This window comes from Aeromonas sp. DNP9, assembly GCF_001728955.1.
Classification (GTDB): Bacteria; Pseudomonadota; Gammaproteobacteria; order Enterobacterales; family Aeromonadaceae; genus Aeromonas; species Aeromonas veronii.
On sequence record NZ_LYSQ01000025.1, the window covers coordinates 18,543 to 34,106 of the forward strand.

5 protein-coding genes are annotated in these 15,564 nt (G+C 59.1%); 4 read left to right on the forward strand and 1 reads right to left on the reverse strand.

The window, feature by feature from the left end; all coding sequences use genetic code 11:
- Positions 1–96 precede the first annotated feature (96 nt).
- A complete protein-coding gene (locus A9G06_RS16970; RefSeq protein WP_069555958.1) occupies positions 97–10,782 on the reverse strand; it encodes a retention module-containing protein in 10,686 nt (3,561 codons plus the stop codon).
- A 717-nt stretch (positions 10,783–11,499) separates the two neighbouring features.
- Here A9G06_RS16970 and nrfA point away from each other — a divergent pair.
- The 4 genes from nrfA (at position 11,500) to nrfD (ending at position 15,325) form a co-directional block, all read left to right on the forward strand.
- A complete protein-coding gene (gene nrfA / locus A9G06_RS16975) occupies positions 11,500–12,942 on the forward strand; it encodes an ammonia-forming nitrite reductase cytochrome c552 subunit (RefSeq protein WP_069555992.1) in 1,443 nt (480 codons plus the stop codon).
- Between the two features lie 53 nt (positions 12,943–12,995).
- A complete protein-coding gene (nrfB, locus tag A9G06_RS16980; protein ID WP_069555959.1) occupies positions 12,996–13,595 on the forward strand; it encodes a cytochrome c nitrite reductase pentaheme subunit in 600 nt (199 codons plus the stop codon).
- Positions 13,592–14,284, forward strand: a complete 693-nt coding sequence (gene nrfC, locus A9G06_RS16985; protein WP_069555960.1) for a cytochrome c nitrite reductase Fe-S protein — start codon at positions 13,592–13,594, stop codon at positions 14,282–14,284. The genes nrfB and nrfC overlap by 4 nt, the downstream gene beginning before the upstream one ends.
- Before the next feature lie 87 nt (positions 14,285–14,371).
- Entirely contained in the window at positions 14,372–15,325 is a 954-nt protein-coding gene (gene nrfD / locus A9G06_RS16990; protein WP_069555961.1) for a cytochrome c nitrite reductase subunit NrfD, read from the forward strand.
- Positions 15,326–15,564: the final 239 nt, after the last annotated feature.

The window sequence follows — 15,564 nt, forward strand, 5'->3', positions numbered from 1 at the left end:
CCCTCGGCCCTTGCGGCCGCATAAAAACAATCCACGCAGAGATAAACAAAGAGCCGGCAATTGCCGGCTCTTCTTTTTTACGCTTCACACACGCTATCAGGGGTGCTGGATGATCAGGCTATGTTGATCTTCCAGCATGCTCTGCAGGATATCGTGGGACGAGGTGCTGGTGAGATTCCAGCTGGTCAGGTCCACATCCTTCAGGGTGATCTGCTGGGTCACATGACCATCCCCGGCTGGCGAAACCGAGAGATTCACATCGCTCAGGCCATTGCTCCCCGTGGTCACCGAGGCTGAGAGATGCTTGAGCAGATCATCGACACCATTGCCAGTGACCCCTTGCAGCATGTCAGCCAGATCGATCTTGTCCCCTTGCTCCGGATGGAAGTCGGTGATGGTATCGATGGCGGGCAGCCCCTGACTCCCCTCATCCCCGTTTTGCCAAACGAAGAGATCGCTGCCAGCCCCGCCGGTGAGAATGTCGTTGCCATGGCCCCCCAGCAGACGGTCATCGCCGGAGGCGCCAAACAGCCAATCCCCCTGATCGGAACCGACCAGCTCATGACCACTCTGGCCGTGCACCGTAATGGTCTCAAGGGGCGTGCTGACGGTTGAGCCGCCGACACTCGACTCGGCACTGATCCCCAGCACATGGTCACCGTCGCCAAAACCGCTGAAGTAGAGCGGAACCAAGTGATCGGCCGGGATCAGCCAGTCGCCATTGCCATCGGCATGACCGACGCTCTGACCATGCTCATCCTGCACCTGCGCCCCATTCAGGCCGCTGATGCGGATGGAGAGCTCACCGGTGGCCGGATTGACCACGCTGGCGTTGATGCCAAGGGGAATAACGGCCCCCTGCAAGGCATGGAACGCATGCTGATCCACCGTCAGACTCGGCATATCCGGCTCGGGAGTGACAGTGATGGTCACCTGATCGGTGTCGCTCAGCGGGCCACCCGCACCAGTGTTGCCCTGATCGGAGGTAGTGACGGTCAGGGTATCCTCTCCCCAGAAATCTTTGGCCGGTTCATAGTGCAGGTTGCTTGCCAGCAACTGGTTGAGATCGGCCAGCGACCCCACCAGAGTGATCTCGCTGGTACCCGCCCCCTGCACCATCACTGCACCGGTTGCACCCAGCAAGGTCAGTACACCATGTTCGACCCGCAGCACCATGGAGACAGGCGCACTGCCTGCATCCACATCCTTCACGCTGACACCGGATAGCGACAGAGAACCATCCTCTTTGACCGTCATGCTGCCAGGCAGCTGATTGACCGGGGCATCATTGACCGGCTGCACCTCGATGGGCAGCACATCGGTATCGCTGAGTGCCCCGCCAATACCCGTGTTCCCCTGATCGTTGGTGACCATGGTCAGGGCGTCATTGCCGTAGAAATCACTGTTGCCCTGATAGGTCACCCCACCAGAGAGCAAGGCATTGAGATCGGCCAGCGTGCCGGTCAGCACCAGCGAACCGGTGCCGTTGCCGACCACCGTCACACCGCTGCCAGCAGGCAGCGTCAGGGTGCCATGCTCCACCGACAGGGTGATCTTGATGGGGCTGTTGCCTGCATCCACATCTTTCACCTGCAAACCGTGGATGACAAAAGGCTGATCTTCCTGCGCGACCTGAGGGGTCGTTGGCAATATGTTGATTGGCGCATCGTTGACCGGGCTTACATCCACATGGATGGTGCCATTGACCTCGGGGCCAAGGGTGTCGTTGTCGAGGCTCTGGGCGGTGATCTTGAGATCCAGTGCACCGTTGGCATCATTGGTCACCAGCTCGACCGTACCCAGCTTGCCGCCCTCGGTAGTGACCTGCCAGCGACCGCCACCCAGATCAACAACCGTCCCCGCCACGCCATTTGGCAAGCGGATCTCGGCGCCATCAGGCACCCCTTCTATGGTGACCCGCACCTGCTCGGGCTTGTTCTCATGCACATTACCCGCACTGCCGCCGGTTGGCTGGGTATCCCGGGTCTCCAGCCCCAGATCCAGAGTGATCACATCCCCTTCGGTACCGCTCGCCTGACCCTGAATGTCGGCGATAAGGGCATCCCCCACCGGATTGACGGTGACGGTAAAGCTGCCACTGGTTTCGAGCGGAATGGTGAGCCCCTTGTCGAGAGTAAAGGCGCTCAGCGACAGCTCCACGGTGCCGCTGAAATCAGCTGGCGGGATCAGGGTCAGCTTGGAGAAATTGGTCCCCACCGGGATCTGCCAGACGCCGCCGCCATTGTTGACCGCCGGAGCCGACAGGGTGAAGCCATCCGGTACCCCCTTGATCTGCAATGCGACGATCTGCTCCGAGCCATCGTTATCGATTAGGGTTGCGCCAAATCCGGCAAAATTGGCCGTGCCATCTTCGCTCCCCGTGACGCTGTGCACCGAAAGCTGGGCCGGATCGTTGACCGGCTTGATCTCAAATTCTGCATGCCCGTTCCAGCTGGCTTGCGCCGTGCCGGTGGTAGCGGTATCGAGAATATCGACCTGGATATCGAGCGGCACCTTGCCGCTAAAGTGCTCTTTGGGCACAAACACCAGATCTTTAAGCGCCGCCACATCGTTGACCACCAGGGTGGTCAGTTGCTGGTTGCCGACCAGGAAATAGCCGAATTTGGGATCGACGGTGATGGTCACCGCCTTCACCGTCTCGAGACCACCGTCAGCCACACTCGGGCTGATATCAGCCAGTTTGACCGACAAGTCGAGGTGAATGTGGGTGTCTTCCAGATTGTCCGGCTGACCATCCCCATTCACATCCTTGACCTGCAGCGTCAGCTCGGGCTGACCATCCTGGCCACCGTTGATATCCACTTCCGGAGTAATGGAGAGAGTGACTTGCTTCTCGACCAGCTTGGTATCGCCGCTCACCGTATCAGTGTTGACCAACCGCACATTGAAACGCAGGCTGTCACCGGCATAATCCGTCGGCAGGGTCAGGGTCAACTTGTCGAGATCACCGAGGCCGCCAGGCAGCTTGATCAGATACTCGCCATTGACGAAGTCATAGGTCAGCCCTTGTACATTCACCCCTGCTGGCAGGCCGGTAATCACGATGCTGAGCTCGTCGTCAGCAATGTCTGCAGTCCCTAGGGTTACCATGCTCTTGAGCTGGGTGCCGAAGTTGACGCGATGATCTTCCACCCCGGTGATAGGGCTGACGTTGTCGAAATCGACGTCGGCCGCAATTTGCCCAGAGTTGGTCGAGCCACTGAACTCGGCGTGGACGGTCAGCTCCCGATACACTGGCGCGCTGACATCACCCTCGCTGTTGTCACCCAGATCGATCACTTTGGCACTGACCTTGAATGTGACGGTACCACCAGGATAACCATCGGGAGCGTGTAAAGAATAATTGCCTAGCGCACTACTCGGCACAGTCCAGTTGCCCATGCCATCGTTGATCCCCCCCACCACCACGAAGCCGGGTGGCAGATCGCTAATGACCAGATAGTCGATGACTTCATCGCTGGTCGGATCCCTGTCATCGAACACGAAGACGCCATTCAAGGGAATATCCTGCCCATGGTGGCTCTCAAGCGGGCCGCCGGTCTGCACCAGCTTGCCATCGGACTCCACCACCGCCTGGATATCGACATGCAGCTGACCATCAATCACCTTGTTAGCCACTACACTGGAGTCCACATCCCGCTGAGTCACGGTGACATGGCTCTGGATGGTGGTATCCCTGTCACTATCTTCCGGTGCTTTGACCAACAGCTGGCCGCCGTTTAACAGGCTCTGCAGATCTGTGTCACTCAAGTCCACCGTACCGCTATTCACGGTCAGCTGGGTCTCGACCCCGCCCACCCGGATCCAGATCTCGTAACCGGGCTCGATACCGGAAAGACTGAGGTGCGTCACCTTCTCGGCGTCGTCAGTGAGGGTCGGATGCCAATCCAGCACGGTGAACTGATCTTCCAAGCCGTGGCTGGTCTTGCTGTAGTCGGTCGCATCGATCTCCGGCTCCACCTTGATATGCAGCGGTACCTCGAAGCTCTTGTGATCACCATCGTTCTCGGTCACCACCACCTTGGCGATCAGGTCCAAATCTTCTGTGCTGTTATGGGGCGGCTGGATCACCAGGTTGCCAAGATCCGACACATCGACCTGATAGGTCGGCTTGCCATGGGCGTCGAGTCCGGCAAAGGTGAGCGTCAACTCCTTGCCGCTGGCATCAAATACCCTGGCCCCTTCCGGCAGGCCACTCAGCACCAGGTTAAGGCTTTCCGAGGTATCTAGCGGGGTCTCCGCCAGTTCACCGGACACCAGCTTGAAGTTGAGCGGCGCCTGGCCATCTTCTGCCACCGTGATGCTGTAGCCTTTGCCAATACCTTCATGGGTCCAGTCGGTACCATTGAGGATAAAGTCCGGTCTATCAACCACCCCCACCAGATCCACATGGAGTGTCTGACTGGCGGTCTCTTTCTCGTTGACCACGGTATGGGTCTGGCCACTGGCATCGGTCAAGGTGGCCGTGTCCTTCACCACCCCCTTGATGGTCAGATCGAAATCGACGTTGCTGTTTTTCGGCGGTTGCAGCTTGAGTTCGCCAATCCGATCAAAAGGAACCTCATAGTAACCTGCGGCGTTCTGCGCCACGGCAACGTCCCCCAGCCACAAGATCGCGCCAGCAGGCAAGCCACTGATACGGACAAACATCTGCTCGGAGCCATCGAGTTTGTCACCCAGATGAGCGAGGGAGATCTTGCTGCCCAGATCGAGCTGGGTGTCTTCTTTGCCCTGAATGCCACGAATGGTCAGCTTGGCGTCATCTGCCACCGGATTGACGTTGATCACAAGCTCAATCTTGTCTCCCTGCGCCGTACCCTGGCCCGGAGCGATCGGGTTCTGCTCCGTGCTGATCGGGGTCACCGACAGCTTGATGTCACCGCTAAAATCCTTGGCCGGGACCACGGTCACCTTGTTGATGTCGCCACCAGCCACTGTATAGAGGCCGTTTGCCCCCGGGGTCAGCACCTTGCCGTTAAGAGTCAGAGTCCCCTGACCCGACTCCCAATTGATCTGGTAGGTCAGGGTCTCGGAGCCATCCGTATCGGTGAGGCTCGCCTGCACATTGAGGGCAATGCCGCTGCTGTCCTCGTTGGTGGTGTAGTGCTGGTGCGTGCTACCCGCATCCCACAGGGGTTTGTCGGCAATACCTTGCACCGTGATGTCCAGATTGCCGGTGAGCACCGGGGGCTTGCTCCCCTCGGTGACGCCCACCTGCAACTGCACCGGGAAGCGCAGCGGATTGCCTCCGTTGTTGTAGCTCGAGTAATCGTGGTTAGGCACGAAGGTGACACCGGTGAGCTGGAACTTGTCGTTGGTGTTGGCCACCGCCACCATGGCCGCAGGCGGCACCTCATACCAAGTCTTGCCACCCAGGGTGATGGTGGTCAGCGCGACACCGTTGAAATAGAAGGTTCCCTGGGCATTGGCAGGTGCCTGGATAAGCAGCTGCTCCACATGCTCGCCCCGATCGAAATCCCCCACATCCAGATTCATGGTGATGGGGATCCCCTGGCCAGGATCGGTTGCTCCGGCATCCTCCTGACCGGTGACTGCGCTCACGCTGAGCATGCCAGCCTCGTCCCGGATGGTCAGAGTCAGAACCCCATCATCGGTATCCCCGTCACCGTCCACCAGGTGGAACTCAATCTGCTGCACCAGCGTGGTGTTGCTGTGATCAATGCCCGACCTGGCAGTGAAGCTGTAGTTACCCTCGGCATTGATCACCAGGGTGCCGATGACTTGTCCTGTGCCATCTGTTACCGAGATGGTGGTATTACCACTAGCCGCGATGGGGTGCTCGGTGCCATTGATGGTGACCGATTTCACTACCGCATCGTCCGCCCCCTCTCTGGCAGTGGCCAGCAGATCGCCGGTCACTTTCACACCTTCATCCAGGATCTGGCTCGCATCCACGGCCACAGGCACATCATCCTGCACGCTCACATGACCAATCACTTCGGCACTGAGGTCTCCGTCACTGTCCTGCGCCTGTAACGGCAGCTGGATATCCAGCAGATCCTTGCCCTGAGCACTGTGATCAAGATTGCCGATAAGCTCGAAGGTGTAGCGACCGGAGACATCCAACGTCAGCTTGAAGATGAGCTTGCCTGCGCTGTCCTTGCCAAGATACACACCCGGCTGGCTATCGGCGCCAATGGTGACAACCTTGCCCCCCGACGTGAGGGTGTTGAGGGCGTTGAAGCGAGCCACATCCAGTTGCAGAGAAGCCACCCGGTCACTCCCGGCGGCGATCGTCACCTGACCGATGGCAACCTCTCCCGTGCCTGACGGGCTGGTGCCTCCATGCTGGCCATTGCCCCCGTTGAGATCCGACTCCTTAACGGTGACTCCCTCGATAGCGGTGATCACGGGATTGTCAGCATCGGTGATTACGGCTGTGGTACTGCCAGTGATCACGCTGCCATCGCTGTCGGTTACCTTGATTGGCAAGGTCAGGTTGAGTCTGTCATCCGCCCCGTGATCCAGGTTGGTATGCACCGTCACCTGATAACCTATCTCTGCGCTGGTGTGAGCGGCGATGCTGACGGGGACGGTCGGGATGGAGACCGTCATCACAACCAGACCGCCACTGGTCACCGCCTGGAAGGTGTGACCATCGGTGCCAACCGCTTTCCAGGTCAGGGTTTCGCCGTTATGGGTGATGGGCTTGCCGCTGGCATCCATGACCTGACCGGAGAGGGTCAGTCGCACATCGGTCACCGGATCCGAGTCAGCTTTGATGATTATTTTGCCGCTAGCCTGCTGGTCATCCACGGCCGAGTTGGCGCCATCGAAGCGCCCTTCATTGAGGGTTACATCGGTCAGGGTGAGGGTCGGTTTCTCCCCTTCCCCAATCTGGATATTGAGGGTGCCGCTGGTGCTGTCGTTGTTGCCGCCCGCCTTGTCGTAATCGTTGACGATCACCTTGATGGGGAGCTCGGTCACGGCGTTGGCGCCCTGATGGGTCCCCTGATAGAGGGTCACCTGATAGTCAAAACCGTTCTTGCCCGCCTGATCCAGCGTGCCAACCAGCCGCACCTCAAACACCTCGACGCGCTGGCCATCGACCACCACATAGCCCTTGAGCAGCTGACTACCCGGGATGGCGGGATCCCCATCAAGCAGCTCGTACTGCACCGGTTTACCCAATGCGGTCAGCGCAGGTTGTTCGCTGGCATCGGCAAAGGCCACCTCGACCACCCGATCCGACCCGGCTTGCACATCGAAGTGACCGGTTTGACTCAGGCTGTTGCTGCCGGTGAGGTCCCCCTCATCCAGGGTTACACCGGTGCCCGGAATAAAGCTCGGGGCCTTGCCATCCGCGATGGTGAGCGGCAGCGTGGTACCGATGCGATCGCCATCCTTATCGGCCAGGGTGACCGCCAACGGCAGGTTGAGGGATTCACTCCCCTTGTGATCCAGCTCGCCGCTCAGGGTGACCTTGGCGGTGACGCTCCAGTTGCCGTTGTTATCGACCAGGCTCAGCTCGGCGCGCAGCACCACCTGGCCACCGGCGGTTCCGACCAGCTGGCCGGTTGCGGGATCAACGGCGAAAGTGACCTGGTTACCGTGGCTGGTCAGTCCGGTCAGGGTGCTCTGGATAGCGGCGATATCAAAACCAAGAGAGTTGGGGTCAAGGGCATCGCTGCCGTGCGCGACCGAGAAACTCATGGTGCTGACGGCAGCCGTCTCCCCTTGCGCCATCTCGGTGATGGTGGTACCGGTCACGGCAGAGATGGTCGGATTGGCACCATCACCCACCGCCACGGTAATAGTGGAGGAGACCTTGTCACCATCGCTGTCGAGCAGGGTAAAGCCCGCCTTGAGCAGGCTGTCGGCACTGCCCTGATCCAGCGGTTGATGGAGGGTAAAGCTGTATTTGCCATCGTTGCCGAGGGTCAGCTCAAACACCAGCTTTCCATCTGGGGTACGCCCCTCGATAAGATGGTCAGCCACCGTGATAGTCACGGCCTGCTTGCCAGAGGTGAACCCTTGCAGCCCCGGCTGTTTGGCATCGAAAGTGATGCTGGCCAGCGGATCGCTGCCCGCTGTGATAGTCAGATCACCGTCAAGGGTCTGGCCCTGCTGCCAGTTGCTATCTTCGGTGAGCGTGAGGGAGACAGGATTAACCTGCGGCAAGGCACCATCAGTAATGGTGATATTGAGGGTGCCGAGATTGCTCTTGTCGCCGTCAAAATCTGAGCCCTGTACCTTCAGGCCAAGGTTGAGGCTGTTGGTCGCTTCCGGCTCGTCAAACACCCCGTTCAGCGAGACGTTGTATTTGCCATCCAGTCCGATGGTAACGGTGAGGATCGTCTTGCCCTGCCAATCCTTGACGATCAGCTGGTTGTCTTGAACCTCGTAACTCGTCGCCTTGCCCTGGCTGGTAAGCCCCGCCAGCGCCGGTTGGCTCGCCTCAAAGTTGAGGGAGACCAGACGATCGCTCCCCACCGTCACCGGCAGCTGACCATCGATGCTCTGGTTGCCACCTTCTTGCAGCTCGACCCCCTTGTGGATATCCAATGCAGGATCACTGCCGTCGTTGATGATCAGCGTCAGGTCAGCGCTGGTGCTGTCGCCATCGATCTCGTTGGCGCTCACCTGCAACCCAAGCGAGAGGCTGTCGCTACCCTGATGATCGAGCGGTCCGGTGAGGGTGACCACCACCCGCCCAGCCAGATCGCTGCCCTGCTGCTCTGCATTCAATTCTGCACGCAGCACCTCCACCCGTTGGCCACTGCCATCCAGGTAGTAACCCACCAGGGTGCGATCATCGGCAAATTCAAAGGTCAGCGGATGACCATCGCTGGCAAGACCCGAGCCGTTGAGGGTAGTCAGGGTGTTGCTCTGATTACTGAACACCAACGAATCCACCAGCAGAGGATCGGCGGTGTGTTTGACCACAAAGCTGTTCTCGCCCACCACGGCGGCGCCGTTGGTAAAGGCATCTTCAGTCAGAGGAATGGCCGGGATCTCGAAGCTGGGCGGATTGCTGTCCACCAGATTGATCACCAGCGGCGCCTTCACCAGATCACCGTCGGTATCGCGATATTCGAGGTTAAACGGCAGGCGCAACGCGTCCTGACCGTGATCCAGGCTCTGACTCCAGACGATGCGGTAGCTGCCGTCATTGTTGAGGGTCAGGGTGAAGACAGTCGACCCACCGGCACTAGCAGTCAGGGTCTGGCCATTAATGGAGTAGCCAAGCGGCACACCTTGGCTGACGAGCCCCAGCCCTTCCAATGCACTCTGGTCAGCGGCGAAGGTGACCTGCAGATTGCCATCGACGCCAGCACCGGTATTGAGGCTACCGGTCGCCGTGACAGGGCCATTGGCCAGCCCGGTTTCAGATAGCGTGAGCGTCTCGCTCTGGCCGATCAGAGGCGCACCGTCCAAGGCCGAATTACCCGCCAAATCGGTGACGCTGGCCCGCACTTCAAAGGATTGATTGATACCGGAGAGATCCAGGCCGCTCACCTGCCACCGGCCATCGGCTCCCACCAGTGCCGAGGTGGTCAACAGCGGCTGGCCATTACTGTCGACCAGAGTGATGGTGACGCTCTGACCCGCTTCCACATTGCTGGTGGAGCCGCTCAGGGTGGCACTGCTGTTGCCAAACAGGGCTGCGGTATCGAGATCATCGATATCGATGAAGGCCTGAGTATCGACATTGATAACGAGGGTATCGCTGGCGCGGTTGCCGGCAATATCCACGGAATTGACCTGAAACTGGTACTGGCCATCGGCCAGGGTCTGCGGCAGCTGATATTGCCAGTTACCGGCGGCATCCACCGTCAGGACGCTGAGCACGCTGCCGCCAAGGCTCAGGGTTACGATGGCGCCGGGCTCCCCCTTCCCTTGCAGCAGCGGGGTATTGTCGCGGGTCAGATCATCGATCTGGCTGGCGCCGGTGTCGCTCTCATCGGCGAGATCGAGGGTGATGGTGGTGATGGTATCGAGCAGAGTCTGTCCGGTGTCGCTGGCATTGTTGCCCGCCTGATCCTGGGTATTGGCCACAATCTGCAACGGGCCATCCACCAGCTTGCCGGTCACATCGCCAAAATTGGCTTCCCACACCAGGCCGGGCAGTACCACGGTCGTCACCGTCAGTGAATTTCCCGCCTGATCGATAAGGGTCACAGTGACTGGCTGGCCAACCTCCACATCATCCACCACACCACGAATGATGACGCCAGCCGCTTCATCGGCGTTGATGATGTTGTCGCTGGTTTGGGGCTCGGTGATGGTGATGGCGGCAAAGAAATCGCGCTCTTCAGAAAACAGCAGCTCATCGCCCACCGGTTGCACAGCATAATCGGTATCAAAACCGGCCTCGGCCAGGGTGGCATCATTGGTACGATCGACCACCACAAACCCACCCGAGCTGGAACCAGCCACACCACCGATATTGCCTGCAGCAGGCGCTGCGATACCGGCGGCGGTCTCCTGGAACAACTCGGTCGGATCGATACCCTGACGGATCGCCTCCTGCAACGAGGCCAGTTCCGGATCGGCAGGTTGTCCATCAGCAGCAGGCGTGACGGGCTCAGGTTTGGCGGCCGTTTCTTGCTCGCCAGCAGGATCACTGCCCGGCTCGGCTAGCTGAAAATTGCTCCCTTGAACGGATTGCAGGCGATCCCCCGGCTGCAGCGCCATCCCCACCTTTGCTCGCATGACAGATCCATCTGCACTGATGACAAACACGGAGCCCTCGAGTTGGGTGATCACCGTGGACTTTTCAATTTGCAACTCTGCCATACAACCTCCAGCAAAACCTTAACCACCAACATCAGTACCTACAGTGTACTTGTCTGTTCAATAATCATACCGCACCAGACTAAGTGGGTCTTTTCGCTATTTTCGACAATGATTGCCATAAAATGGCCGTAACTTACAAGATTGTGCATCTGACAGGCCCCTTTTAATAAAATGAGATTTGGATGAACCCAATTTCATCACCTTTATTAATAGGTCTATCAGACTTCACGTGACCATTTCTGTCGTTTGACGATAAATCCACTGCAGCTTCAATAAATGGATCATAATCCGAAGGTCAAAAGCTCACACCACGACACCGCAAATTTGCATATTCAGTCAATTATTAGCATAAGACATTGCCAGAATATGTGAACAATACGGCAGCAATCAGGATCAGCAGCAAAAAGTGCCAGTACGCAACTGCACCGTTCAAACTCCTGCCATCGAATGCTCGGCAGTTAACAAGAAGTTGAGTTTCCATAAAATTTAATCCAGATCTCATTTCAACGATCAATCCTGCGCCCCAATTGATCTGGCACAACTCTCCCGACGATAAATCATCATTAAATTTACCTATTTGTTAGGGTACGTCTCGAGCAATCAGGTATTGCGCGGTTTTATTCACCGTCAATCAGACCTCTGCCCACCCTGCCAAAAGGGGATGAAATCCACGCAACAAGATGGAATCGGGCAGATCGGAACATTTATCTGGGAGTGATAAACGTGGGTTCACAACACAGGCATACCAAACTGGGGCTCGCCGCCCTGCTGCTGACCAGCTGGCTTGGCGCCAGCGGCTGGGCACAGGCTGATGAAGCAATCACCAAGGGCAAGATCGAGGCGCGCAGCGAGCTGTTCGCCAAGGATCACGCAGATCAGTTCACCAGCTGGCAAGCCACCAGCGAGAGCCGCGAGCGCACCGATGCGCTGGCGGAAGATCCCAACATGGTGGTGCTGTGGGGCGGTTACCCCTTTGCCAAGGATTACAACAAGCCGCGCGGCCACTTCTATGCGCTGACCGACGTGCGCGAGACCCTGCGCACCGGCGCCCCCAAGACCGCCGAAGATGGCCCCCTGCCAATGGCCTGCTGGAGCTGCAAAGGCCCGGACGTGGCCCGCGTTATCGACGAGAAGGGTGAGGATGGCTACTTCAAGGGGATGTGGGCAAAAGGTGGGCCGGAAGTAGTCAACACCATCGGCTGCGCCGACTGCCACGACACTGCCTCGAAGGAGTTCAAGGAGGGCAAACCGGCCCTGCACCTCTCCCGTCCCTATGCCGATCGGGCCATGAGCGCCATCGGCAAGCCGTTCAAGGAGCAGGGGCGCTTTGATCAGCAGTCCCAGGTGTGCGGCCAGTGCCACGTGGAGTACTACTTCAGCGGCCCCACCAAGGCGGTCAAATTCCCCTGGGACAAGGGCACCACGGTTGAGCAGATGGAGGCCTACTATGACGAGCTGGGCTTCGCCGACTGGACTCATGCCCTCTCCAAAACCCCCATGCTGAAAGCCCAGCACCCCGAGTACGAAACCTGGCGCGCCGGCATTCACGGCCAGAACAACGTCGCCTGTGTCGATTGCCACATGCCCAAGGTGCAGAACGAGCAAGGCAAGGTCTACACCGATCATAAGGTGGGGAACCCATTCGATCGCTTCGACCAGACCTGCCGCAACTGCCACACCCAGAGCAAGGAGATGCTGCAAGGGATCGTCAAGCAGCGCAAAGAGGCGGTGATCGAAACCAAGCTGAAGGTCGAAAAGCAGCTGGTACACGCCCACTTTGAAGCCAAGGCGGCTTGGGATGCCGGCGCCACCGAGGCGCAGATGAAAGATATCCTGCAGGACATCCGTCACGCCCAGTGGCGCTGGGACTACGCCATCGCCTCCCACGGGGTGCAGATGCACGCCCCTGAAGTGGCCCTCAAGGTACTTGGTGGCGCGCTGGATAAAGCCGCTGACGCCCGTACCAAGCTGGCGCGTCTGTTGGCCAGCAAGGGGATCAGCCACGAAATCGCCATCCCCGACATCTCCACCAAGGAGAAAGCGCAAGCGGCCCTTGGCATGGATATGAAGCAGTTCAACAGCGACAAGGCCCAGTTCCTCAAGACCACGGTCCCCGCCTGGGATGCCGAGGCCAAAGCGGCCGGACGACTGGCACAGTAACGGCGCCTGCGGGTCCGGCGCCAAGTCGGACCCGCAGCGGATGGAGGCTTCCTATGGGTGATTTAACGATGGATTTCTTACGACTGATGCTGATGGCAGCCATGCTGCTCACCAGCCTGCAGGGTCAGGCGGCCGAGCCGGCAGCAGCCCCTGTTCCAGCTACACATGAGGTGGAATTTTTACGCAATCCCGACAAAGCCTGCACCGACTGTCACAAGGAGCAGAGCGAGGGAATGCACGGCAAGCATGGTCAGGCGACCAATCCCAACAACCTCAAACCGGTGACCTGCACCAACTGCCACGGCCAGCCCTCCCCCCAGCACAGGGAAGGGGTCAAGGATGTGATGCGCTTCAGCCACAGCCTGAAGGATAAAGAGAGCATCAAGCTTTATCCCATCAGCGAGCAGAACGGGGTCTGCATGAGCTGCCACGAGCCCAAAGAGCTTCGCGAGGCGCTCTGGGCCCACGATGTGCACGCTACCAAGCTCACCTGCACCAGCTGCCACCAGCTGCATCCGGTCAAGGAGCCCATGGTGGGGATCCCGGAAAAATCCCGCATCAAGCTCTGCGTCGACTGCCACAGCAAGCAGCATGAGGCCAGCAAGGCCCGGCAAGAGCAGTCCAAACCGACTAGCGGCAAGGAGGCATCATGAGCTGCTCTCGCCGTGACTTTATGGCGGGCATGGGCGCAGGGGCCCTTATCATGATGACGGGGACTGCTCGTGCCAACACCCGCTCCCTTGCCACCACCCTCGCCCACAGCCAGACCATCGACGGGATCCGCTATGGCATGATCCACGATGAGACGGCCTGTATCGGCTGCACCGCCTGTATGGATGCCTGCCGGGAAGTGAACAAAGTGCCGGAAGGGGTCTCGCGCCTCGAGATCATCCGCTCAGGCCCGGTCGGTGAATTTCCCGATGCCGAGTACCGCTTCTTTCGCAAGTCCTGCCAGCACTGCGACAACGCCCCCTGTGTGCACGTCTGCCCGACCGGCGCCTCCCATATCCGCAAGGAGGATGGCATCGTCGATGTGGAGCCGGATCTCTGCGTCGGCTGCATGTATTGCCTCGCCGCCTGCCCCTATCAGGTGCGCTTTATCAACCCTGTGACCAAGGTTGCCGACAAGTGCGACTTTTGCCGCAAGACCAACCTGGCGGCGGGCAAGGAGCCAGCGTGCGTGGAATCCTGCCCCACCAAGGCGCTGGTGTTCGGTAATCTGGATGATCCGGACAGCCCCATTGCCCAACGGCTGGTGAAGGAGACCACCTATCGCTACAAGCAGGCGCTCGGCACCTCGCCCAAGATGTACCGCGTGCCCAAAGGGGAGATAACGTCATGACGATGCAAGCGGCATTTCACTTCCCTTCCCTTGTCTGGGGATTTGTCCGATCGCCATCTACCGCAGTCACAGAAGGAGGAATGGCTCATGTTGCATGACGCATTTCACTTCCCTTCCCTCGTGTGGGACTGGCCCATCGCTATCTATCTCTTTCTGCTCGGCATCTCCGCCGGGGCCACCACCCTCTCGGTGCTGCTGCGCCGCAAGGGCGCCGGCAGCGAGAACGGCATCATCAAAGCGACCGCCATTCTGGCGCCAGCGAGCGTGATATTGGGGTTACTCATCCTCATCTTCCATCTGGCCCGCCCCTGGACCTTCTGGAAGCTGATGTTCCACTACCAGTTCGACTCCGTGATGTCGATGGGGGTCATGCTGTTTCAGCTCTATATGGCGGTGCTGTTCGCCTGGCTGGCGGTGGTGTTTCGCACCGAGATCGAGACAATGCGCAGCCGGTTGCTGAAAGAGAAGTTCGCTTTTGTGGATGGGTTGATTGGCTTGCTCGCCCGCATCGAACGGCTGCTGGCGCCGCTCTTGCTGCTGCTTGCCGTGCTGCTGGGGGCCTACACCGGCTTTCTGCTCTCGGCACTCAAGACCTATCCGCTCTTGAACAACCCGGTGCTGCCGGTGCTGTTTCTGGTCTCGGGCATCAGCTCCGGCATCGCCTCCACCATCTTGCTGGCGGTGACGCTCTTCAAGGAGAACCATCACAGCAAGGGGGTGAGCTTCGTGCATCGCTTCGAGCGGCCGGTGCTGGCGGTGGAGGTGCTGCTGCTGGTCTGCTTCTTTACTGGCCTCTATTTCGGTGGTGGCCAGAAAGAGGTGGCGATGTGGGCGGCCATCGGCAGCGGCTTCTGGGCTCAGGTGTTCTGGGTCGGCGTGGTGGGGATCGGTATGCTGCTGCCCCAGTTGCTGGCCCTGCTGACCCCGGCGCCCCTGCGGGAGCGAAACGGCCATCTGGTGCTGGTCTGCAGTCTGACCCTGATGGGGATCCTGCTGCTGCGCTACTTCGTGCTCTATGCCGGCCAGATGACGGTCGTTTAAAAACCGGTTCACGCTCCTGTTGCGAGGCCGTGATCAAGTCTCATGTGCTGCTCGGAATCCTCATGTATTCACATACACTCCGGTTCCTGCGCTGCTCTTTACCTTGCTGACGACCTCTCACGACGGATCGTGAACCGGTTATTGAAAGCTGGGGATAAGCGCCAGCGGCTCTTCGGGTGACTGGCGCTTATTTGTTGCGATGAGTTGTTGCGATTGGTTGTTGCCAGAAAGGTGGATGT